Origin of the sequence: Ensifer sp. B1-9 (assembly GCF_050474445.1) — a bacterium.
In the GTDB taxonomy this organism is placed as follows: domain Bacteria; phylum Pseudomonadota; class Alphaproteobacteria; order Rhizobiales; family Rhizobiaceae; genus Ensifer.
Window position 1 is genome coordinate 1 of the sequence record NZ_JBCHVG010000008.1, and the last position, 25,040, is coordinate 25,040.

17 protein-coding genes and 1 tRNA gene are annotated in these 25,040 nt (G+C 61.2%); 12 read left to right on the plus strand and 6 right to left on the minus strand.

The window, feature by feature from the left end; translation table 11 throughout:
• Positions 1 to 340: 340 nt before the first annotated feature.
• Together ACQ5BM_RS15845 and ACQ5BM_RS15850 are read left to right on the plus strand one after the other, a co-directional pair.
• Positions 341 to 417, plus strand: a tRNA-Met gene (locus ACQ5BM_RS15845).
• A gap of 25 nt (positions 418 to 442) precedes the next feature.
• Positions 443 to 718: a hypothetical protein gene (locus ACQ5BM_RS15850; protein ID WP_429812915.1), complete on the plus strand. Its 276-nt coding sequence runs from the start codon at positions 443 to 445 to the stop codon at positions 716 to 718.
• Between the two features lie 435 nt (positions 719 to 1,153).
• Here ACQ5BM_RS15850 and ACQ5BM_RS15855 read toward each other — a convergent pair whose 3' ends face one another.
• Positions 1,154 to 2,131 carry a DUF2950 domain-containing protein gene (locus ACQ5BM_RS15855; RefSeq protein ID WP_429812918.1) on the minus strand — a complete coding sequence of 326 codons (978 nt, stop codon included), beginning with the start codon at positions 2,129 to 2,131 and terminating at the stop codon, positions 1,154 to 1,156.
• Positions 2,132 to 2,152: 21 nt separating this feature from the next.
• Positions 2,153 to 3,523, minus strand: a complete 1,371-nt coding sequence (locus ACQ5BM_RS15860) for a DUF3300 domain-containing protein (RefSeq protein WP_429812920.1) — start codon at positions 3,521 to 3,523, stop codon at positions 2,153 to 2,155.
• Between the two features lie 372 nt (positions 3,524 to 3,895).
• Here ACQ5BM_RS15860 and ACQ5BM_RS15865 point away from each other — a divergent pair, with 372 nt between their 5' ends.
• On the plus strand, positions 3,896 to 5,032 hold the full coding sequence (locus tag ACQ5BM_RS15865) for an AI-2E family transporter (RefSeq protein WP_429812923.1): 1,137 nt from the start codon (positions 3,896 to 3,898) through the stop codon (positions 5,030 to 5,032).
• Positions 5,033 to 5,043: 11 nt separating this feature from the next.
• On the opposite strand, the gene ACQ5BM_RS15870 is transcribed toward ACQ5BM_RS15865, so the two are convergent.
• Both ACQ5BM_RS15870 and ACQ5BM_RS15875 read right to left on the minus strand, forming a co-directional pair.
• A complete protein-coding gene (locus ACQ5BM_RS15870; RefSeq protein ID WP_429812926.1) occupies positions 5,044 to 6,807 on the minus strand; it encodes a hypothetical protein in 1,764 nt (587 codons plus the stop codon).
• Positions 6,808 to 6,965: 158 nt separating this feature from the next.
• A complete protein-coding gene (locus tag ACQ5BM_RS15875; protein ID WP_429812929.1) occupies positions 6,966 to 8,963 on the minus strand; it encodes a putative bifunctional diguanylate cyclase/phosphodiesterase in 1,998 nt (665 codons plus the stop codon).
• Between the two features lie 312 nt (positions 8,964 to 9,275).
• Here ACQ5BM_RS15875 and ACQ5BM_RS15880 point away from each other — a divergent pair, with 312 nt between their 5' ends.
• A complete protein-coding gene (locus ACQ5BM_RS15880; RefSeq protein WP_429812932.1) occupies positions 9,276 to 10,319 on the plus strand; it encodes a class I SAM-dependent methyltransferase in 1,044 nt (347 codons plus the stop codon).
• A 101-nt stretch (positions 10,320 to 10,420) separates the two neighbouring features.
• Here ACQ5BM_RS15880 and ACQ5BM_RS15885 read toward each other — a convergent pair whose 3' ends face one another.
• Positions 10,421 to 11,020: a TetR/AcrR family transcriptional regulator gene (locus tag ACQ5BM_RS15885; RefSeq protein WP_429812935.1), complete on the minus strand. Its 600-nt coding sequence runs from the start codon at positions 11,018 to 11,020 to the stop codon at positions 10,421 to 10,423.
• 277 nt (positions 11,021 to 11,297) lie between these two features.
• On the opposite strand from ACQ5BM_RS15885, the gene ACQ5BM_RS15890 reads away from it, so the two are divergent.
• The 8 genes from ACQ5BM_RS15890 (at position 11,298) to ACQ5BM_RS15925 (ending at position 23,714) form a co-directional block, all read left to right on the plus strand.
• Positions 11,298 to 12,461, plus strand: coding sequence for an efflux RND transporter periplasmic adaptor subunit (locus tag ACQ5BM_RS15890; RefSeq protein ID WP_429812938.1), 1,164 nt, complete (start codon positions 11,298 to 11,300; stop codon positions 12,459 to 12,461).
• A complete protein-coding gene (locus ACQ5BM_RS15895; RefSeq protein WP_429812941.1) occupies positions 12,458 to 15,556 on the plus strand; it encodes an efflux RND transporter permease subunit in 3,099 nt (1,032 codons plus the stop codon). Before ACQ5BM_RS15890 ends, ACQ5BM_RS15895 begins: the two co-directional genes overlap by 4 nt.
• A 1,249-nt stretch (positions 15,557 to 16,805) precedes the next feature.
• The gene (locus tag ACQ5BM_RS15900; RefSeq protein WP_429812944.1) at positions 16,806 to 17,600 is read left to right on the plus strand and encodes a helix-turn-helix transcriptional regulator; all 795 of its coding nucleotides are present in this window, start codon (positions 16,806 to 16,808) and stop codon (positions 17,598 to 17,600) included.
• 548 nt (positions 17,601 to 18,148) lie between these two features.
• Positions 18,149 to 19,189, plus strand: a complete 1,041-nt coding sequence (locus tag ACQ5BM_RS15905) for a UDP-glucuronic acid decarboxylase family protein (protein ID WP_429812947.1) — start codon at positions 18,149 to 18,151, stop codon at positions 19,187 to 19,189.
• 1 nt (position 19,190) lies between these two features.
• Positions 19,191 to 20,171: a UDP-glucose 4-epimerase GalE gene (gene galE / locus ACQ5BM_RS15910; RefSeq protein ID WP_429812950.1), complete on the plus strand. Its 981-nt coding sequence runs from the start codon at positions 19,191 to 19,193 to the stop codon at positions 20,169 to 20,171.
• Entirely contained in the window at positions 20,171 to 22,171 is a 2,001-nt protein-coding gene (locus ACQ5BM_RS15915; protein ID WP_429812953.1) for a glycosyltransferase, read from the plus strand. The genes galE and ACQ5BM_RS15915 overlap by 1 nt, the downstream gene beginning before the upstream one ends.
• Before the next feature lie 49 nt (positions 22,172 to 22,220).
• Positions 22,221 to 22,736 carry a DUF995 domain-containing protein gene (locus tag ACQ5BM_RS15920; RefSeq protein ID WP_429812955.1) on the plus strand — a complete coding sequence of 172 codons (516 nt, stop codon included), beginning with the start codon at positions 22,221 to 22,223 and terminating at the stop codon, positions 22,734 to 22,736.
• A gap of 18 nt (positions 22,737 to 22,754) precedes the next feature.
• Positions 22,755 to 23,714: a glycoside hydrolase family 26 protein gene (locus tag ACQ5BM_RS15925; RefSeq protein ID WP_429812957.1), complete on the plus strand. Its 960-nt coding sequence runs from the start codon at positions 22,755 to 22,757 to the stop codon at positions 23,712 to 23,714.
• 157 nt (positions 23,715 to 23,871) lie between these two features.
• Here the strand turns inward: ACQ5BM_RS15925 and hppD are convergent, their stop codons facing one another.
• Positions 23,872 to 24,984 carry a 4-hydroxyphenylpyruvate dioxygenase gene (gene hppD, locus ACQ5BM_RS15930; protein WP_429812960.1) on the minus strand — a complete coding sequence of 371 codons (1,113 nt, stop codon included), beginning with the start codon at positions 24,982 to 24,984 and terminating at the stop codon, positions 23,872 to 23,874.
• Positions 24,985 to 25,040 lie beyond the last annotated feature (56 nt).

Below are 25,040 nucleotides of genomic sequence, written 5' to 3' on the forward strand. Positions count from 1 at the left end.
GAAACGCCCCAGCGCCGATGGTACTTCGTCTTAAGACGCGGGAGAGTAGGTCGCTGCCAGGTCTGCAAAACGCAAGATAAACAACCGAAACGCCGCTCCCCTTCGAGGCAACGCCGACAAGGACAAGGCAGCGGCAAAACAAAGATCTCCTTCTCGACACAAACTTCGGCCCCGCCGAAACCAAGGGCCGCCAACAAGCGGCCTTTTTGATTCGATACGATCAGAACAGTCAGTGCGTCCCTTACGCGAGACAAATTGCTCCGCAATTTGCTCGGCACAGACCGCAAATCCCTTCGGGATTTGCGTTACCGCGACAAATCCCATAGGGATTTGCGCTGGACGCGGGGTGGAGCAGCCCGGTAGCTCGTCAGGCTCATAACCTGAAGGCCGCAGGTTCAAATCCTGCCCCCGCAACCAAATCTTCCAAAAAACACCCGCCTTCATGGCGGGTTTTTTGTGGCCAACAAAGCAAAACAGAAACAAGGCCCGCAAGGTGAAAACCTGCGGGCTTTTCCGCGTTTTAAGGACCAAACGCCAGCGGATATCATCCACGCGAAATGTCTTCGAGGTTCAGCTCGATCCGATGCGCGAATTGCGGCTCGACGAAATGGCTTTGCAGAAAGAGTACCTCGACATCGAGAAAGAACGGTTTTCGGATCGAATGATCGTTCGTATCGATATTCCTCCCGAACTCGAGGGGCCATGGTCCCAAGTCTGATCCTGTGCAGCCCTTGGTCGAGAACGCGGTGAAGCAGGGCGTCGGCCGTTCAGCCGGTGAGGTTGAAATTCACATCCATGCGGCCCGGGTCGGAGAGACGCTCAATCTGTCGGTTGAAAACGACGTTGCGGCATCGACCGCCTCCGGCAGGACAGGACAGGACAGGCCAGGGCCTCGGCATCGGCCTTGCCAATGTCGCCCATCGGGTGAGGACGCATTTTCCTGAGGGAGCATCCTTGACGGCCGGCCATGTCCAGCGACGCGCTATCGCGTGTCCCTGCAGATGCCTCTGAGAACCGGACAAGCCGCGGCGCAAGTAGCCGACACGTCCTGTGCAACAGCCCGCACCGCACACCCAGGCGATCGCCGCTGCGCTCGCCCCCGCGGCGCGGCGGTAAATCCGGCCTCAGAACTCAGCGTCCGCGGGACCGCCGCTCAGTCGGGTACGACGTCCCATTTGTCGTCGGGATTGAAACGATCGATGAAGGGCACGATCTCTTCGGTGCTGGGCCCGAGATCGCGTTCGTAGACGATGCCCTGCTGGTTGACGACGAAGGTCTTGACGCCGGTTTCGGCATAGCTGACCGGCCAGGCGATCAACGCGAAACCGCCGATCATGTTGCCGTTGATGACATAGTCATAGCGGCCACCGGCAATGTTGTCGCCCTGCGATGTCAGAATGCGGAAACGGTAGCCGAAATAGCCCTGGCCGGCCTTCGCCTTTTCCAGCGCCGCTTCGCTGATCGCGTCGCCGACCGGGCTTTCGCCGTCGCCCTGACCGGCCGGCCAGTAGAGCCCGTCGGTCTGGCCCGGCGTGCTGATCAGTTTCTGCGCATATTCGAGGACGCCGTCGGCGTCGCGATCCCGCGAGGCGTATTCCTGCTGGGCGTCGACATAGGCCTGTACCGTATCGATCGCCTCGAGCTCGTTCTCGCCGACGCGGCGATTGAGGATCTCCTCGAGCCCGACATAGGTGTCGAAGGCCCATTTGCCGTCCTCGCCCTTGGTGAGCGGGAAGGGCAGGGGCCACAGCCGGTCGCCGATCTGGATGATCTTGCGTCCCTCGAGGTCGCGTACGACGACGTTGCGGGCGGCACCTTCGCGAATGAGCGCGAAGGTATCCATCGCCCCTTCACCGGCCTTCAGCTTCTCGGCATTGAGCCCCAGTAGTTTTGCCAGACCGGCGAAGTCATTGGCGGCGAGCTTCGCCTTGAATTCGTCGACCGCCTTGGCGGAATCATCGAAGACCGGTGGATCCTCGTCGGCCGCATAGGCATCGAGGCCGGCCGCCATCTGATCGGTTGGCGCCTGCTCCGCTGGCGCCTTTGTCTGCGAGAAGGCGTTGAGCGGCGGGGTGGCCAACGTGAGAGCAATCGCCGTTCCAAGGAGAAGCGGATTGAAAAGCTTGGTCATGGTCGTTCTCCTGTGATCCGGTCAACGCCTGCGGCCGCCGCCGCGCCCGCCGCCACCGCCACGGTGCATCGGCGGCCTGCCGCCGCCGCCGCGGCTCATCTGCGGCCGCCCGCCGCCGCGCTGGCCGCCGCCCATGCTCTGGCCGCCGCGGCGTGACGAGTTGATTTCCCTCCGTCCGGGATTGACGTTGCCGAGGCCGGACGGCCTGTTCGGCCGGTTCTGCGCCTTGGCGGCCATCTTCTTCTTGCCGCCCTGACGGTTTACCTGAGAGGGTTTGTTGCCGGGACGATTGAGGCTCGGCTGACCGCCGCCGGGCCGCGCTTTCGCCGCCGCCTGTCCGCCTCCGGGCCGCGCCGCCGGCCTCTGCTGCGCCTTCAGCCCTTCGAGCGTGCTCTTGCGCACGTCCCTGATCTGGCCGCCGCCACCGCCGCCCGGACGCGCGTTCGGCCGATCGCGGTTGGTCTCGGCGGCGCGATTGCGCAGGTTGTTGTTGCCGTCGGCCTTGATGTTGTTCTTGATACTGTTTCGGTCGAAATGCTGGAGCTGGTCGCGGTCGAACTTGATCTTGCTGCGATCGACATTTTTCCAGTCGACGTCGTTCCACTTCACCTTGCCGTTGATGTTGTTGAAGCAATTGTTGCAGTCGATGTCGACGTCGCCGCCGTTCCAGCGCCCGCCCCAGACACCCCAATCGTCCCAGTCGACGATCGCCGCGAAGGCGGCACCCGTCACTGCACCGGCGAAGAAGGCTGCTCCCGGGTACCAATAGGCGGGATAGGGTTCTTCGTAGTAGCTGATCGGCGCCGGCGCGTAGTTGGGTTCATACAGCATCTCCGGCGGATACTGCGGCACGTAGATCGTTTCGGGGTTGGCTGCCTGGATGACGACGTTGTCGCCTTCCTGGACCACCTTCACCTTGTCGTCGCTCTTGATGATATTCTTGGCGACGGCCTCGTCGCGCAATTGCTGTATGGCGATCAGCACGTCTTTCTGCTGATTGGCAATCGCCTCGCCGAAAGACTGCGTCCACTCGAGGTCTTCGCTCATCATCTTGACGATCTGGGGGTAGTTGAGCAGCGAAATGACGCTGCCGTCCCAATCGTCCTTTGGCTTCATGTCGGGCTTCTTCTGGCGTGCCTCCAGGAACCGCTCCGCCTCGACGATCTGAAGCGGATAGAGCGCCGCAGCAGAAATGAGCGCCACCAGCTCGTCCGGATAAAGCGCGATGCGGGCGACCAAAATCTCGAGCTCGTCGTCGCTGAGTGGTTCCGGCGCTGTCTGCTGTTCAGCGGCCGGCGCGCTCGCCGTCTGCTGCGCCATGACAGCCGTAATGGGCATTGAAACCAGTATCGTCACTGCGCTACCGAGCGCGATGATCGTTTTCCGGATCATCTATCCAGCCTCCCTTTGTTGGCTGAGGCGCGCGAGCGCTTGGACATGCGCGCGTGACAGCCCCTGTCGACGCTGTTTCTGCTGCAACCAGAACTTGATCGTGTCGCAGCTTCCGTTCTTGCTGTCGTCTGTCACTGGTATCTCTAGAGGAGGCTTGCAGATGAGGAAGCCCGAATGACGTATGCTACTGTATGTTACTGCCGATTGGTGCTCGCCGGCCTAGGATCCGCATGACTGTTGCACGAGGGGAGCTATGCTGGCGATCTGGGTTGCAGGGGCAGCGCCCAGTTCTATTGGTTTCCGCAGGACGCGGGGCCGTCGAGAAGCTGCAGCGAAGCGGTGAATAGCCGCATGAAGCGGTGAGGGGTAAGAATGGCTGATGATTCCTCCCGAACGGGCGTGGTTCGCGATGGGCCAACCGGTCCCCCGTCCTTCGAGGCGAAAATTACGGATATCGCCAGGATCGGCATTGTCGGCCTTTTTGCCTATTGGTCCCTGACGCTGATCGCGCCATTCGCGATCATTCTCATATGGGCGGCAATCCTCGCCGTCGCGCTCTATCCTGCTTATGCCCGGCTTGGCCGCCTTCTCGGTTCGCGGCGGCTGGCATCATTTCTCATTACACTGGCCTGTCTGGCCGTCATCGTCGCGCCACTGGCCGCGATTGCGGTCAGCTTCGCCGAAGGGCTCCAGGCGCTGCTCGCAAAACTTGCCGACGGTTCTCTGACCGTACCGATACCGCCGGAATATGTTCGCGACTGGCCGATCGTCGGCGAACGGGTTCATGCGGTCTGGAGCATGGCATCGGACAATCTCGAAGCCCTCTTGCGCAAGCTCGAACCTTCGCTGATGCAGGCAGGCAGCAAGGCGCTTGGCAAGATTGCGAGCATCGGCGCCGAGGTGCTGAGCTTCGTGGTGTCCGTACTCGTGGCTGGCTTTCTCTTCGGCTCCGGGGAACGGCTGGCGGAGATGGCACAACGCTTCTCCGGCAGGATCGGTGGCGACAGGGGTATCGGCTTCCTGCGTCTGGCGGCTGCGACGATCCGAAACGTCGCTCGGGGCGTCATCGGCGTCGCGTTGCTGCAGGCGTTTCTCTGTGCCTTGGTGCTCGGGCTGTTTCAGGTTCCGGCGCCCGGTGCGATCGCCTTCGTCGTGCTTGTTCTCTGCATCATCCAGATCGGCCCTGCGCTGGTGCTGCTGCCAGTGATCATCTGGGCCTGGGTGACGATGGATTTCGGTCCGGCGCTGCTTATGACAATTCTGCTGGTCCCGCTCTTCGTCATCGACAATGTGATGAAGCCGATCCTGGTGGCCCGCGGGCTTTCGACGCCGACGCTGGTCATTCTGCTGGGGGTACTTGGCGGGACGCTTTCCTACGGGTTGATCGGCCTCTTCCTGGGGCCGATCGTTCTCAGTGTCGTCCACGATCTGCTGATGGTCTGGATGCAGGGGGAGACGGTGCGGGAAAAACCGCAACCCGACGCATCGCAATCGCCGCGGCCGGTCTGATCGCAGGTCAGTCAGTGGATCGAACTGTCGGTGCGCGCCTGCTCGAATTCGGATTCGGGAATCGGTACGCCCGCCTTGCGCAAACCGTCAAGAAGCTGTTGCCGGTCCTGCGGACGGCGCAGCCTCAGAGCGGCCTCCTGGGGGACAACCTCAAGCAGGCCCGGCAGGTTGGTTTCGATCCATTTCCGTTCTTCCTGGGCCTCAGCGCCTTTGCCAAGCTTGCCCAGGGTGGCCAGAAGCGTGATGCGGGAGAATGGATGGGTGCGAAGATCCGCCATGCGCGCCCATCGCTCGGCAGCGACATAGTCGCCCCCGAAGTAGGAGCAGGCCGAGAGCGCCGCTTCGAAATAGCCGGCGGGGCCAGAGTTGCGGGCGACGGTTTCAGACAGAAGCTTGCAGCCGGAATCCCATTGACCCGACAGCGCCAGCCGGAATCCGTATTCGCCGGCGAGTTCAGCGTCGTTGGGATTGATCGCAAGTGCGCGCCCGCCAACGGCCAAGGCAGCATCGACGTCACCACGGAAGAAAAGGGTAAGCATCCGCGCCTCAAGGGCCCGCACGTCCTGGGGATCCAAGTCCACGGCGCGGACTGCCGCTTCGGTTGCCCGCTCCAGCGTCGCCGATGAGGAACCATCGAAGCGCACCTGGAAGGCGTCGATATAGGTCATCGACAGCAGCGCCCAGGCCGTCGCGTAGGTCGGGACCTGCCGGGTCGCCTGTTGCAGGCACCCCTGAACGGTGGCCAGGCTTTGCGCACTGACGTCGCCGCGGTGGTCGTAGTAGCTCAAGGTGCAGGCATAGGCTTGCCAACCATCGGGAACCGACTGCTTGAATGCGGTGGCGCTCGCCTGGAAAATGGCGCCATAGGGTTGTGCCACCGCACCGGCTACAGCCGCTGCGGTCCTTGCCTGCAGATCGATGGCTTTGCCGGCTTCCATCCGTTCGTCGTAGGTATTCGCCCATACCACCGATCCATCGGATCGATGGACGAGTCTCGCCACAAGCCGAAGTCTTTCGCCGTCGAACCGGATCCCGCCCACCAGGGCAAAGGCCGGCCCCGCCTGCGGCGAGGCGCCGGCCTCATCACGGGTCGCGACGGTGATTTCCTTGAACTTGGCCAAGTTGCCGACGACCTCGTCCGTGAGCCCGCGCGTCATCATCGCCGACTGAGAGGTGCCTGAGAGATCATCGAAGGGCATGACGACGAGCCTCGGGATCGCCGGCCGCATGCCGATAACGGCATCGTCTTCCTTCTGAAGGAGGAATGCGCCGGCTGTCAGGCCGCCGCCGATGCAGACAATGGCCGCTGCGAGCCAGGTTCCTCGCCTGGAGGATAGTGCGGAAGGATCCTGTCCAACGCTTTCGTCGGCGCTCCTACGGGACGGGAGCCACGCATCGAGGCGTCGTTCGAAGGTCGGGACGTAGGCGCCCTTGGGAATGCTGATGATGATCGGGTCGGTTCGCCCGGCGACGAGGTAGTAGCGTTCCAGCGCCCGGCGAATGCGGCCTGCTTCGATCCGCACCGCCGGATCCGTCTGCGGGTCGAAAGAGGAATCTCGGCCGAAGACCTCGGTTGCAATCGAATAGGCCTTGATGCGATCTCCCCGGCCCGCGAGCGTTTCCTCGATGACATAGGTCAGGAATTTGCGGTCACGTTCCGGGGCGTCGAACTCGGCGCTGCGGCGAATTCGATCAAGTTGCGCCAGAATTTCCGCATCGGTGGCTGGGGCAGTTGCCGGCTCGACCCGGCCGTCCTGCCGATTTTCCATGGCCATGTGCGCCCCCATGGTCAATGTGAGATTGTATCCGGCGGTAAGGTAAGTTTCTGTATCCTACGTCTCCACCCGGCCAAAGCGCAACATGTATTGGCGGGCTGTATTAAAGTTGTGCCTCGATTGTATCCAGCGCGCGCACCGTGGTGCAGCCGCCTACTCTAGGACCGCGCGCCGTTTCGGAGCGGTATGCGCGACTTGTCCGGCGGCGTGCGGAAGGTCTCTGCCGGTGCGGGGCGACCGACGTGAAAACCTTGGACCTGGTCGATCCGGAAGCGCCGCATCAGCGCCAGTTGCTCGTCGGTCTCGACGCCTTCGATCAGGATCTTGTGGCCGCGGTTTCTTACCAGGCCGATGATGTCCTGCAACATGGCGCGACCCTTGGGCGTGTTGCAATCATGCAGGAACGACCGGTCGATCTTCACGGTATCGAAATCGATCAGGCGCAGCCAGGAAAGGCCGGCAAAGCCCGTGCCGAAGTCATCCAGCCATATCCGGATGCCGAGGGTCTCGAGGTCGCTGATGCAGCGCAGGATGCCCGAGTGCATCTCCATCTCCAGCCCTTCGGTGATTTCGAAGGCAAGGCGGCTGCCGGCCACGCCGGTCTCGCCGAGGATCGCGGCGACCGAAGTTGCAAAGCCCGGGGTCTTCAGCTGGATCGGCGATACGTTGACGCTGACCAGTGGAATGTGGTTGTCGACGAGGAGCTCGCGGCAGACGGTCTTGATCGCCCAGCGGCCGAGGTCGAGAATGGCGCCGGTCCGCTCGGCAACCGGAATGAAAAGGCTCGGCGGAACCGACGTGCCGTCCAGCATCGTCAGGCGCATCAGCGCCTCGACGGCCTCGACTTCACCGGTCATCACGTTCCTGATCGGCTGGTAGACGAGTGATACCAGATTCTGATCGACCGCGATCTTCAGAAGCGCGGCAATGTTCTCGCTTTCGTCGCTGCTTTGCGGATCGTTCGGGTCGAACAGCTTGGCGCAGTTTCGGCCACTCGCCTTGGCGGCATAAAGCGCACGGTCGGCCTCGTGGATGATCTTCTCAAGCTTGGCGCCGGTCTGGTTGCGAGTGAAGGCAGCACCGACGCTGACGGTCACGATGGAGACCCCGTCGCGCCGCTGCTCATGCACCAGCCGCATGTTCTCGACGGTACGGCAGATAACCTCGGCCAGCTCAGCTGCCTGTTCCAGGGTGTCCAGGCGGGCAAGGACGATGAATTCTTCGCCGCCGTAGCGGCCGATCGAACCGTTATAGTCCTTGATCGCCTCGCCGAGCGCATTGGCCACCAGAACCAGGCAGCGATCGCCCTCCTGATGACCGTAGCAGTCATTGTATTTCTTGAAGAAATCCACGTCGATCAGCATGGCGGCGAAGCTCTTTCCGAGCTTCTGCCAATCGTTCCAATAATCGCGCAGCTGCTGGTCGATGGCGCGGCGGTTGTCCAGGCCGGTCAGGGGGTCGGTGTTGGATAGCCGCAGGAGCGCCATGCCGCGTTCCGACGCCTCGTTCTGCTGGATCTTCGCCTCGAAGGCGTTCAGGAAGACCTTATAGCGCTCGCGGTTGAGCTTCCAGTTTACGTAGGAGGTGAAGACGAAACAGGAGACATAGAAGGTCCCAAAGGCGATCAGATAGGCAGGATCGTGTTCGGAGAAGAACGACAGGGCGACGAAGAACGTCGTGAGCACGATTCCGGAGGCGACGACCGAGAGGCGGAATCGGAAGCTGAAGAAGAGATTGGCGCCCATCATGAAGATCGCGCCGAAGATCATGTAGTAGGACATGCTGGCCGTGTCCGCTGTCGACATCGCGGGGACGAGCCAGCCGATATAACCGAAAACAAGGGCCGCGGCGCAGGTGCCGTCGAGCCACTTGGTTCGCGCCTTGATGCGATAGAGGATCTCGAAACACAGGAGCGCGCTGATGCCGACGACGAGGCGTGCGAGGATCGTATAGAACGCGACATCGGGGACCAGCAGGATGTCGATCGCGAAAAACAACAGGTAGACGGCAACCGCGACCCACAGGCCCTGCCTGGTTGCCGCGCGCCGGCCAGCCTCGCCCTCCATTCGATAGAGTGTCTGAAGCTCAGCCAATTGCGGCCTGTGCGGCTGCTTGTGCAGGTCGATGTCAACTACGTCGGCCAACGTGTGCTTCATGCACTGATCCATCGAGTTGCGTCACGGTCAACGGAAACGGTCGTCGCTTTTCCATCAATGGACGTTGTTTCGGACACTCCATGCTTGCCACCTGCTTCAGGCCTGCAACAGAAGCGGGTGGTGCGGGGTGGGATGATAGGAGGTGTCCATTAAGTTTTGTTAAATTAAGGGGCCGGAACACCCAGGATTAGGCGCGACCCAAAGGGAGGAAACACGAGAATTTACCTTATTATATACAAAAACTTGCAAACCGAGCCGTAATGCGCGCATCTTCGCGACCATTGTTAACAAAGCATTAACGGATGGTCTTGCGTGCGCCAATTTCAAACGGTTTTCGACGGTCAAAGCCTGATTACTCCCAAGGCGATGGCCGATGAGTTCGTTTCGCCCAGGAGCGAGCGGCACGACGAACAGCTCTCGCTCGGCAAGGCCGAGCTCGCAGTGATTCTCAGGATTGCGCAGGAGCAGTTCCTGCAGGGAACGGAGCCGGCGAAGATTATCGACCGGCTTGCCGCCGCTCTTCATGAAACCCGGGCCAAGTTCCACCCGAACGTTTGGCAGGAACTGATCCCAATCGCCCAGGCGCACCCGGTGTCGGAGTATTTCCTCCAGGACCCGTTCACCCGGTGGTCCTTCGAAAAGCCCCGGGGCTACTCGGGCGACGCGCAATTGCTCGACTTCATCTATGGTCATGCGAGTGTCGCTAACGAGATCGAGCGGGCATCACCCATCGGACGAGCGCTCTATGATTACACCAAGGACGCGTCTTCTTCGGTCGCGGTGCGCGAGCGTCGCGACCTGCTGACCCGTCACGTCGACGAGATCGCGGCCAGCCGCGGTACCCAGGCGGAAATTCTGACGATTGCCGCCGGACATCTGCGCGAAGCCAATCGCTCGGTGGCGCTTGAGGAGCGCCGGATCAAGCGCTGGGTGGCGCTCGACCAGGATCCGCTCAGCGTCGGTTCGATCAGCCGCGACTTCGGCGGCACCTGCATCGAAGCCGTGGATGGCTCCGTCCGCAGCCTGCTCGGCCGCGATCAGAAGCTCGGCAAGTTCGACTTCATCTATGCTGCCGGACTCTACGACTACCTTGCCGACAAGGTGGCCATCAAGCTTACCCATCGCTGCCTGCAGATGCTGAAGCCGAACGGAGTCTTCCTGTTTGCCAATTTCGCCCAGGATATTGGCGTCGACGGCTACATGGAGACCTTCATGAACTGGGCGCTGTTGCTGCGTTCGGAGGCGGACATGTGGAACATCATCCGTAAGAGTGCGGGCAAGGCCGCCGTCGACGCGCGCGTCCAGTTCGGCGCCAACCGGAATATCGTCTACGGCCTCATCCAGAAGCATTCCTGATTTGCTTCCGTCTTGACGGGCCCTCCGGCGAAAGCCGGCGGGCCTGAATCATATGACTAGGGCAAGCGAATGCTTGCTTCGCCCATTCCGTTCGCAAGCCATCAGCCCTGCGGGCGGAGAAACCGGGTCAGGAGAAGCCGCAGCATCGCGCCTTCGTCCTTCGGCTTGAAGCCGGGGTCGACAGCGACCCGGCTGAAGATGCCGTCGATGATCGCGGCGATCCATCGGGCGGCGCCGGCGGCGTCCACGGTCCGATCGATTTGATTTCTGCTGGCCGCGCCGCGAAGCAGCGCTGCAAGGGCTCCCTGAAACTCGGCGTCATTGGCGGCCGCGAGCACACCGATCCGCTCGTCGCGCATCGCTTCAGCAGCGATTTCGAGCGCCAGGCTCGAATAGGTCGGGTCGCCCGCAAGCTCGAGAACGGTGTTCATGAAACCGAGCAGCGCGGCGAACAGGTCTTCGGCTTCGCCCAATTTACGGAAGATCTCCGCCGTTTCTTGACGTTCCTCCTCCACGATCGCCGCGATAATGGTGTGCTTGGTCGGAAAATAATGGAAAAGATTGCCCGGGCTCATGCCTGCCTCGGCACAGATTTCGGCGGTCGACGTGCCGTGAAAACCCTTTCGCGCAAAACAGGCGATTGCTGCATCGATGATCAGTCGACGTTTGGCGGCGTGTTTCTCGGGGTCGACCTTGCGCATCGCCAATTCTCCTTGCTTGCCGGTCTCTTTATTAGACCGAACACTCTAATTTCGTGGGGTGGCGTGCCGCTGTCAAGGTCGCTCGCTGACAGCAATTCCGCCATCTTCCCGCAATGCTAGTGTGTGATCTGCCTTACAATTGTCGCGTTTGATGGATCAGATAATTAGATCGATTGATCTAATTATTATACGACGCACTTTGCCCGATCTCGAGGCCGAGAACTCGGACCGCCCGTGTTTCCGATCCAACCGGCCTTGCCAATAGAAAGCCAATGAAATGAGACGCACAGTTGAGTTGAACGTCGTCCTTGCTGCGCTCCTCGCGCTCGCCATGACGCATGGTGCGGCGCACTCCTCCGGGGAGGCCGCCGCCTCCATTCCCGTCGACAGTGCCGCAATTGCCCGCACGGTATCGACATTCGTCGCCGACAGCCGTCCCCAGGAATGGACACGATCCTTCGCCGGCATCTTCGTCGCACGCGAGGAGATTGCCGTCGGCACGACCTTGATCGATCAGCGTATCGCCAAAGTCGAAGTCGAGATCGGCGACCGGGTTGCGGCCGGGCAGGTGATTGCCCGATTGGAGACCGACATGCTGGAAAACCTTCTGCGCGAGGCGGAGGGCCGGGTGGCACGTGCCGGCGCAACGATGGCGCGGGAGGCGGAAACGGTCACGCAGGAGCAGAGGAAGCTCGCCCGTGCCCGGCAATTGCGCCACCTTCAGGCCGAGACCATTCTCGAGGAACGAGTCTCGGCGCTCGCGATCGCCGAGCAGGCGGTAAAGGTGGCGCGGGCCGACTACGAGCAGGCGGAAGCGCTCGCGGCCGAGGCACGCCGCAAGCTCGAACGCGCCGTGATCCTGGCGCCAGCCGCGGGCGTTGTCTCCGAGCGGCTCGCCCGCGCCGGTGCGCTTGCGGGCTCGGATCCGCTGGTCAAGCTGATCCGCGACGGCGAGATCGAGTTCGCCGCAGAAGTCCCCGAAACCGAACTGCCGCTGCTCGCCGTCGGCCAGATCGTCAGGGTCAGGCTCTCCGGTCGCAGTGACTGGATCGAAGGAACGGTGCGGGTGATCAATCCGAAGATCGATCGCGAAACCCGGCTCGGCACCGCTCAGGTCACGCTGAATACGAGCAGGCCGCCCTTTGCCGGCACCTTCGGCCGGGCGGAGATCGTCGTGGCCGAGCGCAAGGCGATCATGGTCGACGATTCCGCGCTGCTTTACGGGGCACCCGACGGCACGGTTTCGGTCTTTGTCGTCGATGCCGGCGAGGTGACCCGCAAGACGGTTCAGCCGGGCATGCGCCAGGGTGGCAAGGTCGAAATCGTCTCCGGGCTCGCGACCGGCGACCGGGTTGTTCTCAAGGCCGGGGTTTCGCTGCGCGAGGGTGAGGCGGTCCTGGCGAGAGATGTCCAGCCGGCACAGGCGGGCGAGCCGCAATGACCGGCAACATCTCTGCCTGGGCGATCCGAAAGCCCGTACCGACGATCGTTCTCTTCGTCGTCCTCACATTGATGGGCATCGCCTCGTTTCTGCGGTTGCCTGTCAACGCCAATCCGAGCGTGTCGTTCCCGGTCGTGACGGTTGTGATCACGCAGCCGAGCGCGCAACCGGCCGAAATGGAAACGCAGGTGACGCGCCGCGTCGAAGGCGTGGCCGCCGGCCTTGTCGGGGTCAGCCATATGCGCTCGACCATCACCAATGGCGTGTCGACGACCACGGTCGAGTTCAAGATCGGCACCGATCCGGACCGCGCCGCCAACGACGTGCGCGAGGCCGTGGCGCAGATCCGCTCCGACCTGCCGCAGTCGATCCAGGAACCCATCGTCTCGCGCGTCGATGTCGATGGCAGCGCCATCGTCTATTACGCGGTGCGCGCCCCAGACATGTCGCCGGTGGAACTCTCCTGGTTCGTGGACGATACGATCAACAGCGAACTGCTGACGCTGCCCGGCGTGCAGAAAGTGCAGCGTCTCGGCGGCGTCAATCGCGAGGTCCGCGTGTCGCTCAACCCCGAGCGTCTGCTGGCGGTTGGGGTGACCGCCGACCAGGTGAATACGGCGCTGCGCGAGATCAACACCAACATCCCCAGCGGACGCGGTGAGATCGGTGGCCGCGAGCAGTCGATCCGCACGGTCGGCAGCGCCGGCTCGGTCGAGGAATTGTCGCGGCTGTCAATCCCGCTATCGGGCGGCCGCTGGGTGCAGCTTTCCGATATCGCGACGATCGAGGACACCTCCTCCGAACCGCGCAACTTCGCACGTGTCGACGGCGAGCCGGTCGTCAGCTTCTCGGTTTCGCGCAGCAAGGGGTCAAGCGATACCGTCGTTGCCGACGCCGTTGCCGCGCGACTGAAGGAAATCCGCCAGCGTATGCCGGGCGTCGAATTCACGGAGCTGATCTCGCTTGTCGAATACACGCAGGAAAGCTACGACGCGGCCGTCACGGCCCTGATCGAAGGCGCGATCCTGACCGTCGTCGTCGTCTTCGCCTTCCTGCGCAACTGGCGGGCGACGCTGATCTCCGCGCTTGCCATGCCGCTCTCCATCCTGCCGACCTTCGCGGTGATGGACCTGCTCGGCTTCACGCTCAACGGCATCAGCCTGCTGGCGCTGACGCTCGTCATCGGCATTCTCGTCGACGATGCGATCGTCGAGATCGAGAACATCGAACGCCATGTCGACATGGGCAAGCGCCCATTCATCGCAGCGATCGACGCGGCCGACGCGATCGGTCTTGCCATCGTCGCCACGACCTTGACGATCGTCGCGGTCTTTGCGCCGGTCAGCTTCATCGGTGGCGCAGTGGGGCAGTATTTCAAGCAGTTCGGCCTGACGGTTGCGATCGCCGTGCTGTTTTCGCTGGCGGTGGCACGCCTGCTGACACCGCTGATGGCGGCCTACCTGCTGCGGCCAAGGGGCGGCCATGGCCATTCCGGCAAGCCATCGCGCATTGCCGACGGCTATCGCCGCTTGCTCGGGTGGACGCTCGCTCATCGCAAGACGGCCTTGTCGCTGGTCGCCCTGATCTTCATCGGCTCGATCGGGCTGCTGACGATGCTGCCGACCGGTTTCCTGCCGACAAGCGACAGCAACGTGTCGCAGCTCAAGATCACCCTGCCGCCGGGCACGCGTCTTGAAGAAACGGCCCGCATCTCCGACGATCTGGTCGGTCAGATCAAGGCAAAGCCTGAGGTCGAAAGCGTTCTGGCGACGGCGGAAAATCTCAACGAGGTGTCTCTCCGCATCAAGCTCAAGCCACGCGAGGAACGCGGGCTCGATCGCAAGTCCTTCGAGTTGTCGCTGCGCCCGCTGTTGGCGGCGACGCCTGATATCGAGGCCACGTTCTCGTCCGTCGAGGGGGCCAAGGATCTCTCGATCTATCTGACGAGCGACGATCCGGCGGCGCTGATGGCTTCGGTGCGCCGTCTCGAAAAGGAGATGCGTGCGCTTCCCGGACTGGTCAACGTCCAGTCCACTGAGCCGCTGCTTTCGCCGGAGCTGCTGGTCAAGCCGCGCTTCGACGAGGCGGCAAGGCTAGGCGTCTCGGTGACTTCGATCGGTACCGTCGCGCGCATCGCCACGATGGGGGACAGCGAAAGCAATTCGGCTCGTTTCAACCTCGGCAACCGCCAGGTGCCCATCCGCGTCATGCTCGACCAGTCGGCCAGGGGGGACGTCGATACGCTCCGCAATCTAAGGGTCGGCACGAATGCCGGAACAGTGGTGCCGTTGACATCGGTCGCCGATATCTCCTTCGGCGCGGAGGAAAGCAGCGTCGAACGCCTGGATCGCAAACGCCTGATCGCCGTCGAGGCCAACCTCAACGGCATCACGCTTGGGACCGCGTTCGAGGCGATCTCGGCGCTGCCGGCCATGACCGAACTGCCCTTGGGCGTGTCGCAGGCCAACTACGGCGAAGCAGAGTACATGTCGGAGATGTTCCGCAACTTCGCGCTGGCGTTGCTTGCGGGGATCCTGATGGTCGCGGCGGTTCTGGTGCTCTTGTTCAAGGATTTCCTGCAGCCGATCACCATCCTGGTGGCCTTGCCGCTGTCGATCGGCGGGGCGGCGCTCGCCTTGCTGCTCTTCGGCGCTTCGCTCGATCTCTCGTCGACGATCGGCATCCTCATGCTGATGGGCATCGTCTGCAAGAACTCGATCCTGCTCGTCGACCATGCGATCGAGTGCCGCAACGGGGGTGCCGATCGGCGGACGGCCTTGCTGATGGCGGGCGTCACCCGCGCGCGGCCGATCATCATGACGACCATCGCCATGGTGGCGGGCATGGTTCCCGCCGCGATCGGCATCGGCGCCGATGCCGCTTTCCGGGCACCGATGGCGATCGCCGTGATCGGGGGGCTGATTACCTCGACGATGCTCAGCCTCGTCTTCGTCCCCGTCATGTTCACCGTGATGGACGACATCAATGCGAAGCTCGGTCGCCGGCTGAAGCGGTTCTCTTCGGTGACGGACGAGGACAGGGCAACGGATGCGGCCCGGATCGGCAAGCGGGGCGCACGCGGCGCCGCTGGGTAGCGAGAGTGCGCAAGTGCTGGCTCCATCGATCAAGGCGCGCTACACGGATTTGCGTGCGGCGCGCTTAGAGCATCCGCCTGTTCGAAGGATGGCCATGTCGTCTATCTCGACTCCGCCAAGCTCTATCTGACCGCCTCCGGCTTGAAGTCGCAGCAGGATATCGTCGACCAGCTGACGCGGGCGTTCGAGAAGAAGTAGGTTCACGGAGACCCATTGTCCGCCTCGTCTTTCGTGAAGGCGCTCGACCGGAGCGAGCGCAAAGACCGAGGGGCTACTCCCTGGTCGAGAGCGACGAGGCGGCGTTTGGGTTAAAAAGGAGCCAACACCAAATACCCTTAAATCTTACGGTATTTTTGCTGGGGTTGGCTCCGTTTTGAGGAAGAAACAATATTCCAATCCGACTTGTATTGCTTTATTAAAATACAATTCTATTTTTATACTTTTTTTTAAATGACATAGCGGATCGAGATCCGCAATCGATCAATGTATACTTTACACTTACTCGGGATTTACGCTTACGCCACACGCCGGGTTGATGGAAATGAGCGGAATAGCGTTCCGCCGAAACCCAAGCTGCATACTCAAAAACGAAATGCCAATGTGACTCCAAATGCGGGCGCGCGGAAGATACCTATTCTAGTTAGTGGGTTGTAATTATTGGCTCTTTTCGGCGTAATCCGCAGCCTGCAAGCCGTTGTTATAGCGTTTGAATTTGCTCACGCCAGCGTGGCTGTCGGCGCCAACCATGCGGTTGTGCTCCCGCTTCTTCGCGCGATCGGTCGATCCGCTTCGCCCAGGTCGCCAGCACACTAGCCCCAAGGAAGTATTTTTAGGTATATCGGCCCGAGGGGATGGGTAGGCGGCGCGGCGAATACCTCGGCAGCTAATCCTTCTTTTCGTCTCGGAATGGGCTGCCTTTCGCGGAAATGGGTGGGGCGCCGTGTCCGATGGAAGAGCGGTCGCTGCCATCGGGATGGCATTTTTCGAGCGTCAATGCGTGAGGCAGTCGCCGTGTAACCCAAAGATGGTTCGATTTATAACGATTTAAGGACACTTTCGGGGCGCCAATAATCCTTTTGGGTTGTTTCGTAATGAAGATCTTTACGTTACATTAGCTATCGCGAATTTTCCCCGGGGTGGGAAGTCGCCATGACGCATAGTGGTTCCGAATAAATTTTCTGAAAGTGTGGTGCACTGCGGGAAAAACGTGCACCCATAAAAATAAATGGAAAAATCCTAGGAGGGCGTAATGTATCCGGGAAGCTCCAGCGTTGATGATTTTGAAGAAAACAACAAGGCTTTGTCGCAGAAGAAAAAGATCGTCATGCTCGCCAAGATTGATCTGTTTGCCGAGTGCCTGATGCAGGCGGTCGGTTCGCGGTTTCAGGGGCACGACATCGTCTGCTTTTCCGATCCGGACAATCTGTTGGACGGCAGTCTCGTCGACGTGACGCTGATCATGCTCTACCGCATGCCGGCCAAGTCCTTTCCAGCAATCTTGCGGACCATACACGAGTTTCATCCCAAGACCTCGATCGGTCTGGTGGTGGAGAATGCCGATGAACTCGATCCGTCGATCGCCGGCTTCGTTGAAGAACGGCTGATCCACGGCGTTCTGCCGTTGAACCTGAACCTGGACGTCTGCCTTGCAGCCATCGATTTGCTGATGAAGGGGGGCGAGCACTTCCCCGCCGCCTTGCTGCGACGGCTTTCGCCCGAGCCCTTCGCTGCGAGCAGTCTCTATGGCCGGCGGTCAGAGCTGTCCGGAGCGAGCGCAGGCGCGGGTCGGCGCAAGCGCGATGCCGGGCCCGACGGATTGACGACCCGCGAAGTTCAGATCCTCGATCTGATCTGCAAGGGAACGCAAAACAAGATCATCGCCGATCGTCTTGGATTGTCGGAGAATACCGTCAAGGTTCATGTCCGCAACATCTACAAGAAGATGAACGTCCGCAACCGCACGGAAGCGGCGTCGCGCTACTTCACCAACGATGCGGCCGCCGAACGCGGTGGCGAGACGCTTTCGTCGCGCTGGAAGAACTAAACTCGGAAGCATCGGCCAAGCATTTCATTGCTGTGCCTCGACACCGTCGAGTGCGCAGTTAATTGCGTTTTGGCTGCTGATCAGGGCCTGCATGCCAGCTTCCCGTGACCTCGCTTATGGCGAAGGATGGTGCCCACGGCGGAACACCCGACCGACATCGCCCGCCGGACTACTCCCCCCGAAAAAAGCAGGATTTCAAGAGTGATCGGTAGCCCGTAATAGCTATAATATGATTAATAAAGTATTAAATGATTATTTTGTCTGGATTATAGTGTAGCTATCTGCGGCTATTTCTCGGGTAACTCTATTCTTATTTCATATTATATTATATAAGTCCTTATCGTTTTAGTTGACGCGTCGGTAGTTATTTGATAATTAGCTAATATTGAAATTTAAGATAAGAAGATATTGGGATGGATCGTAGAATTCTTGTTCTGTCGGGTTGTGCGTGAAATTGTAATAAAGAAACAATTCCTTATTATATTTCCTATGGGCAGCCCGTCTCCAATCACCATGAGGAATGGTGTGTAGAATAATTGGAGGTGCGCATGCGAAAGGTCGTTCCGGGCCCGTTGTCTGTCGTCGGGCAACGCGAGTTTCTAAAGAAGATTGCAGGAATACCGAGAAGAATACTAGTAACAGGCGGAGGCGGTTTTCTTGGTTCGCATATTTGCGAAAGACTTCTTTCTCTAGGTCATACGGTCATTTGTCTCGACAATTTTTCAACGGGACGGCGCGAAAATCTCTCTCATTTGGTGCAGAACCCGCATTTCCACGTCATCGATCATGACGTTCGCAAACCCTATCTGATCGATGCTGACGTCATCTTCAATTTTGCTTCTCCGGCATCACCGCCCGACTATCAGGCCGATCCGGTCGGCACTCTCATGACCAACGTCCTTGGCGCGCTGCATGCACTCGAAAATGCGCGCGCCACCGGCGCCACGGTCATCCAGTCCTCGACCTCGGAAGTCTATGGTGATCCGCTTCTCAGCCCGCAACGCGAGGTCTATTTCGGCAACGTCAACCCGATCGGCCCGCGTGCCTGCTACGATGAAGGAAAACGGTCGGCCGAAACCCTGTTCTTCGACTACCACCGATCCCATCGGGTCAAGATCAAGGTCGCGCGCATCTTCAATACCTACGGCCCGCGCATGCGGGCGGACGACGGCCGGGTGATCTCCAATTTCGTCGTCCAGGCTCTGCTCGGCAAGGACCTGACGATCTATGGCGACGGGCAGCAGACCCGGTCCTTCTGCTATGTCGACGACCTGATCGACGGTTTTCTCCGGCTTTCCGTCTCAGCCGGTGATTGCATTGGGCCGATCAACCTCGGCAATCCCGGCGAATTCACCGTTCTCGAACTTGCGGAAATGGTGCGGTCGCTGACCGGCTCACGCTCGCGCATCGTTCACCAGGCGGCGGCCGTCGACGATCCGCGTCAGCGCCGTCCCGACATATCGCACGCGCTGACGGAGCTCGCCTGGGAGCCGAAGGTCATGCTGCGCGACGGGCTCGAGCGCACCATCGCTTACTTCGAGGAGCGCCTCAACGCAGCCGATCGCGCAACGGCGGGAGAGGCGGTATGAGATGTCCCGCGTCATACTCGTCACCGGCGGTGCCGGTTTCATAGGAAGCCACACCTGCAAGCGCCTTGCTGAGCAGGATTTCGTTCCCGTCGTCTATGACAATCTTTCGACGGGGCATAGGACCAACGTAGGCTGGGGTCCCCTCGTTGAAGGCGAGCTTGAGGACACGGAACGGCTGGCGACGGCGATCCGGACGTTTCTGCCCGAATGCGTGATCCACTTTGCGGCATCCGCCTATGTCGGGGAATCCGTCGAAGACCCGGGAAAATACTATCGCAACAATGTTGCAGGCAGCATCGCGCTGCTCGAGGCCTGCCGTGTCACCGGGCTTAAACACATCGTATTTTCCAGCTCCTGCGCCACCTACGGCGTGCCGCCGCGGCTTCCGATCACCGAGGACACGGAGCAATTTCCGATAAACCCCTATGGGCGTACGAAACTGATGATCGAGCTGATGCTCGGCGACTACGCGCGCGCCTATGATCTTCGTTCCGTCGCCTTGCGCTACTTCAACGCCGCGGGCGCCGATCCGGAAGGACAGCTCACGGAACGGCACGATCCGGAAACGCATCTCATACCGCGCGCCCTGATGGCGGCGGCCGGCGGGATCGAAAGACTCGACGTCTTCGGCGACGATTATCCGACGCCGGACGGAACCTGCATTCGCGACTACATTCACGTGACCGACCTCGCCGACGCGCATGTCGCGGCCGTCAACTATCTGCGTGACGGCGGCGAAGTGCTGCGCGCCAATCTCGGCTCCGGACACGGGACGTCGATCCGGCAGGTTCTCGAGGCCATCGATCGCGTCACCGGGCGACAGGTTCGCGTGCAGATGTTGCCGCGTCGCCCCGGCGATCCGCCCGTGCTCTATGCCGACACGAACCGGGCGCGGCAGCGGCTGGGCTTCCGCCCGGCGCTCTCGGACATCGACACCATCATCCGCACGGCGGCGCCGGGTTTCGGGCTGGAGGTGCGGTGATGAGCTGGGCCGCCGCACTCGACGAATTTCGGCACTATGCCGATCTCGCGCGTGCGCGGCAAGTGCGGCATGTCAGGCCTCGTCTGACGGTGCTGTTTTCCGGACGCCTGCAGATGCTAAACATGTTGGGCGTTACCGCATGGTTCGCGGCCTTCGTGTATTTCTGGCGGTGGTGGTTCGATCCGGTCCACGTCATGGACTGGCCATGCTACATCCTCATCACCGTCGTCGTAGGATGGATCATCCTGCTGCCGGTCTATTTCATCATGATCTTTTCCGGCGCGAAGGTGGCCACCGTGGACACGGGTCCGGTGCCCCGAGGGCGGATCGCGATGGTCGTCACCAAGGCGCCGTCCGAGCCGTTTGCCGTTGTGCGCAAGACGCTGCAGGCGATGCTGGACCAGACCGGCTGCGACTTCGATGTCTGGCTGGCGGACGAGGACCCGTCGCCGGAAACGGTTTCCTGGTGTGCGGCCCACGGGGTTTTCATCTCAACGCGAAAGGGTGTCGCCGAATATCATCGCGCCACCTGGCCACGCCGCACGCGCTGCAAGGAAGGAAACCTCGCCTATTTCTACGATCACTACGGCTATGAGCGCTACGATTTCGTGGCGCAGTTCGACGCCGATCACGTGCCCGAAGCCACCTATCTCGTCGAGGTGCTGCGTCCCTTCAACGACCCGTCGGTCGGCTATGTCTCGGCGCCGAGCATATGCGACGCGAATGCGGCCACAAGCTGGGCGGCACGCGGGCGGCTCTATGCGGAGGCAAGCCTGCATGGCTCCCTGCAGGTCGGCTACAACAACGGCTGGGCGCCGCTATGCATCGGTTCGCATTATGCCGTGCGGACAAAGGCGCTGAAGCAGATCGGCGGGCTGGGTCCGGAACTCGCCGAAGATCATTCGACGACACTGATGATGAATGCCCATGGCTGGCGCGGCGTGCATGCCCTGAACGCCATTGCCCATGGCGACGGGCCGGCGAACTTTGCCGATCTCGTGGTTCAGGAATTCCAATGGTCGCGCAGCCTGGTGGCGATCCTGTTGAAGTACTCGCCCGTATACGTGCCGAAGCTGCCGCCGCGGCTGCAGTTCCAGTTCCTCTTTTCGCAGTTCTGGTACCCGCTGTTTTCGTGCTTCATGGCGCTGATGTTCGTGATGCCGATCGCGGCGCTGCTCATGGGACGGGTCTTCGTCGCGGTCGAATATCCCGATTTCCTGCTGCATTTCGTGCCTTTGTCGCTGGTTCTGGTCGTGCTCGCCTATTTCTGGCGTTCGACCGGCACCTTCCGCCCGCATGACGCGCGGGTGCTGAGTTGGGAGACGATCCTGTTCCTGTTCGCGCGGTGGCCCTGGTCGCTGCTTGGCTGCCTGGCGGCGGTGCGCGATCATCTGAGCGGCTCGTTCGTCGATTTTCACATCACGCCAAAAGGCGGCGGCGCAGCAGCTCCCCTGCCGCTTCGTGTGCTGACGCCCTATCTCCTGCTTTCCCTGATGTCGGCGCTCGCCGTCTGGCTGATTGCCGATGCGGGAGCGGCGCGCGGCTTCTACGTCTTCGCCGGGATCAACGCTCTCATCTATGCCGGGCTCGCGGTGGTGATCCATGTTCGGCACGCGCGTGAGAACGGGTTGCCTCTCGTGCCGCGTTCGACGGTGACCGCGATGACGGCCGGCTCTCTGGTGCTGGTCTCGGTGCTGTCTGCCCAATCGGCCGTGCGCCACGGTGCCGAGGCAACGGAGGCGCTGTCGCACGGCCTGGGCTTCGTGACCTTCACCGAGGCGAAATTCGCAGTTGCCGGCGCCGGACTCGGCACGAAGCTCAGGATCGTTCGCTTCCATTTGCAATGGAAAGGCTTTTCGCCGCCGCCTGAGAGCGGGGCGCGGATCGAGGCTGCCTTGTCACGGGCCACCGCTAAGAGCGTCGAAGGACCTGTCAGCGAAACGAAATACCGGGAAACGACGACGACAAAGAAGGTCGGCCGATACGACATGCCGTCATGACGGCGGCGAGAAATCGAGTGTGTAAATCTCCAAGACGAGGAGAAAGGCGATGAAAGGGTCGATAAAAGTCATGATTCTGCCGCTGTCGCTGCCGTTTGCAGCCGCCGCGGTCTACTTGGGCGCCGAGCCGGTCAAGGCGAAGATGGAGATCAAGCCGACGCCGCTCAGCGCTTATGAAGTCTATTCGCTCTACCGCAACAAGACCTGGCAATGGTCGACCGGCGGCGCACGCTTCACCGCGCATGACCGAAAGCTGGTTGCCTTTGTCGACAAGGGCAACGGTGACCGCTCCTTCGCCGAAGGCAACTGGTACGTCAGCGATCTCGGCATGATGTGCATGCAGGCCGTATGGACGACCGCGGTCGATGCGGGCGATGCTCGGACCTGTTTCGGCCACGCCAAGATCGGCGACACGATCTATCAGCGGAAAGTGCCAAACGGCGAGTGGTATGTCTTCAAGCACGCAAAGCCCAAGCCCAATGACGCTTACTACAGCCTCGTCGCCCAGGACGACATCACGGCAAAGGCATTGCGTCTCAAGGAACAGTTCCTGGCCAAGAAATAGACGCAGCAGGAGGATGAAATGAAACGCAAATTGGCATTCGCCCTATGCACTGCCCTGGCCCTGCAGTTGGACTTCGGCAGCATGGTGTCCGCGTTGGCGCAGGAGCAAGCCAATCCTGCGGGTAATGCCGGACAGACTGAGACGATGTTCGACAAACGTCCCGTCATGCACCCTGGCGGAACGAAATTCGGCGCTTACGATCCGCATGGCGATTTCGGCGCCCAAGGCGACGTGACGACCGAGGCTCTGTTCCTGCCGTGGGAAGATGTCGATCTCGCATCCCTGCGCACCGCTGACGAGTATGCGCTTCAGCGCAAGCGCAATCTGCTGATCACCATCGAGCCCTGGTCCTGGTCGCTCGACTGGAAACTGACGCCGACGCAACTCCGCGACCGGATGCTCAGGGGCGAATATGATCCCAACATGGAAGCGATCGCCAACGCGATTGCCGAACTGAAAAGCCCGGTCGTCGTGCGCTGGGGGCAGGAAATGGAAGACACCTCCGGCCGCTTCTCCTGGGCCGGCTGGCAACCCCAGGATTGGATCAAGGCCTACAGGCATGCCATGGACATCGTGCGCAAGAAGGCGCCGAAAGCGCAGATCATGTGGTCGCCGAAAGGACTACCGAACCTCGAAGCCTACTATCCGGGTGACGACTATGTCGATCTCGTCGGGCTGTCCGTCTTCGGGCTCGAGCCCTTCGACAAGATCGAGTACGGCCGACCCAAGACCTTCGCCGAGGCGCTGAAGCCCGGCTACGACCTGGTGGCCAAGTACAACAAGCCGATCTGGGTGGCCGAACTCGGATGGGAAGGCAGCCAGGCCTATATGCAGCCGTGGATGAACGCCGCGACGCAGCCGGATCCGCGGTTCCCGAAACTGGCCGAAGTCGTCTACTTCAACGACCGTGACGTGATCGAATGGCCGCATGACCTCGGCCGCCCGAATTGGCGCGTCGTCAACGATGCCACGAACTGAGATCGACGACTGCGATATCTGTTCGATCGGGCACGCGGACGCGATCGTGTTGTGAGATGTCGGCTCCATAGAAAAGCCCCTCGCTTGAGGCGAGAGGCTCCTGAGCTTCGAGAGGCCGGCCCTGCCGTCCGGCCAAGATTTTCCGGGCCAGGCCTGTTTACTCGGCCGCCTGCGGTCCCAGTTCGCCGCGACGGATCTGGTCGGCTTCGATCGATTCGAACAGGGCGCGGAAGTTGCCCTCGCCAAAGCCTTCGTCGCCCTTGCGCTGAATGAACTCGAAGAAGATCGGGCCGATCACGGTCTTCGAGAAGATCTGCAGCAGGATCTTCGTCATGCCGCCATTCACCACGCCTTCGCCGTCGATGAGGATGCCGTGCTTCTTCATGCGCTCGATCGGCTCGTCATGGCCGTGCACCCGCTCGTGTGACATCTCGTAATAGGTTTCCGGCGGGCCGGGCATGAACTTCAGGCCATTGTCGGCGAGCTTGTCGGTGGCGTCGTAGATCGCCTCGGTGCCGACGGCGATGTGCTGGATGCCTTCACCCTTGTACTTGCGCAGATATTCCTCGATCTGGCTCGTATCGTCCTTGGACTCGTTCAAGGGAATGCGGATCTTGCCGCAGGGCGAGGTGATCGCGCGGCTGACGAGGCCGGTGATGCGGCCGTCGATGTCGAAGAAGTGGATCTGCGTGAAGTTGAAGAGTTCACGGTAGAAGGCCCACCACTTGTCCATGTTGCCGCGATAGACGTTGTGGGTGAGGTGGTCGAGATAATAGAAGCCGACGCCTTCGGGCTTCGGGTTGCGCGCGCCGGTCCATTCGAATTCGGCTTCATAGGCCGAGCCCTTGGCGCCGTAGGTTTCGACGAAATAGAGCAGTGAACCGCCGATGCCGACGATGGCAGGAACGTCGAGACACTTGTCGTTGCCTTCGTAGGGGATCGCGCCCTTCGAGACTGCATGGTCGAAGGCGTGCTTGGCGTCGACGACGCGCCAGGCCATGGACGGCGCGCAGGGGCCATGCTGATCGACGAAGCGCATGGCATGGGAACCCGGCTCGGCATTCAGGATGTAGTTGATATCGCCCTGCCGCCAGACGGTGATGTTCTTGGATTTGTGCTTGGCGACCGGGCTGTAGCCCATGCGGGTAAAGAGCTCGGCCAGCTTCTCCGGTTCCGGATGGGCGAATTCGACAAATTCGAAGCCGTCGGTGCCGGCCGGGTTGTCAGCGGTAATGGTTGCCGGCGGGGCGTCATGCGGGAAGGGGCCCATCGGAAGTCTCCTCTTGTTCTTCCAAACTTTGCTGGAGTATGACGCAATTCCCATGC

Coding starts and splice junctions, on each gene's coding strand:
- ACQ5BM_RS15885 (WP_429812935.1), bottom strand. CDS start 11,020: ATGCGCAAGGTCGACCCCGAGAAACACGCCGCCAAACGTCGACTGATC.
- hppD (WP_429812960.1), bottom strand. CDS start 24,984: ATGGGCCCCTTCCCGCATGACGCCCCGCCGGCAACCATTACCGCTGAC.
- ACQ5BM_RS15920 (WP_429812955.1), top strand. CDS start 22,221: ATGAAAGGGTCGATAAAAGTCATGATTCTGCCGCTGTCGCTGCCGTTT.
- ACQ5BM_RS15900 (WP_429812944.1), top strand. CDS start 16,806: ATGTATCCGGGAAGCTCCAGCGTTGATGATTTTGAAGAAAACAACAAG.
- ACQ5BM_RS15870 (WP_429812926.1), bottom strand. CDS start 6,807: ATGGCCATGGAAAATCGGCAGGACGGCCGGGTCGAGCCGGCAACTGCC.
- ACQ5BM_RS15850 (WP_429812915.1), top strand. CDS start 443: ATGGCGGGTTTTTTGTGGCCAACAAAGCAAAACAGAAACAAGGCCCGC.
- ACQ5BM_RS15875 (WP_429812929.1), bottom strand. CDS start 8,963: ATGAAGCACACGTTGGCCGACGTAGTTGACATCGACCTGCACAAGCAG.
- ACQ5BM_RS15895 (WP_429812941.1), top strand. CDS start 12,458: ATGACCGGCAACATCTCTGCCTGGGCGATCCGAAAGCCCGTACCGACG.
- ACQ5BM_RS15860 (WP_429812920.1), bottom strand. CDS start 3,523: ATGATCCGGAAAACGATCATCGCGCTCGGTAGCGCAGTGACGATACTG.
- galE (WP_429812950.1), top strand. CDS start 19,191: ATGTCCCGCGTCATACTCGTCACCGGCGGTGCCGGTTTCATAGGAAGC.
- ACQ5BM_RS15905 (WP_429812947.1), top strand. CDS start 18,149: ATGCGAAAGGTCGTTCCGGGCCCGTTGTCTGTCGTCGGGCAACGCGAG.
- ACQ5BM_RS15890 (WP_429812938.1), top strand. CDS start 11,298: ATGAGACGCACAGTTGAGTTGAACGTCGTCCTTGCTGCGCTCCTCGCG.
- ACQ5BM_RS15865 (WP_429812923.1), top strand. CDS start 3,896: ATGGCTGATGATTCCTCCCGAACGGGCGTGGTTCGCGATGGGCCAACC.
- ACQ5BM_RS15925 (WP_429812957.1), top strand. CDS start 22,755: ATGAAACGCAAATTGGCATTCGCCCTATGCACTGCCCTGGCCCTGCAG.
- ACQ5BM_RS15915 (WP_429812953.1), top strand. CDS start 20,171: ATGAGCTGGGCCGCCGCACTCGACGAATTTCGGCACTATGCCGATCTC.
- ACQ5BM_RS15855 (WP_429812918.1), bottom strand. CDS start 2,131: ATGACCAAGCTTTTCAATCCGCTTCTCCTTGGAACGGCGATTGCTCTC.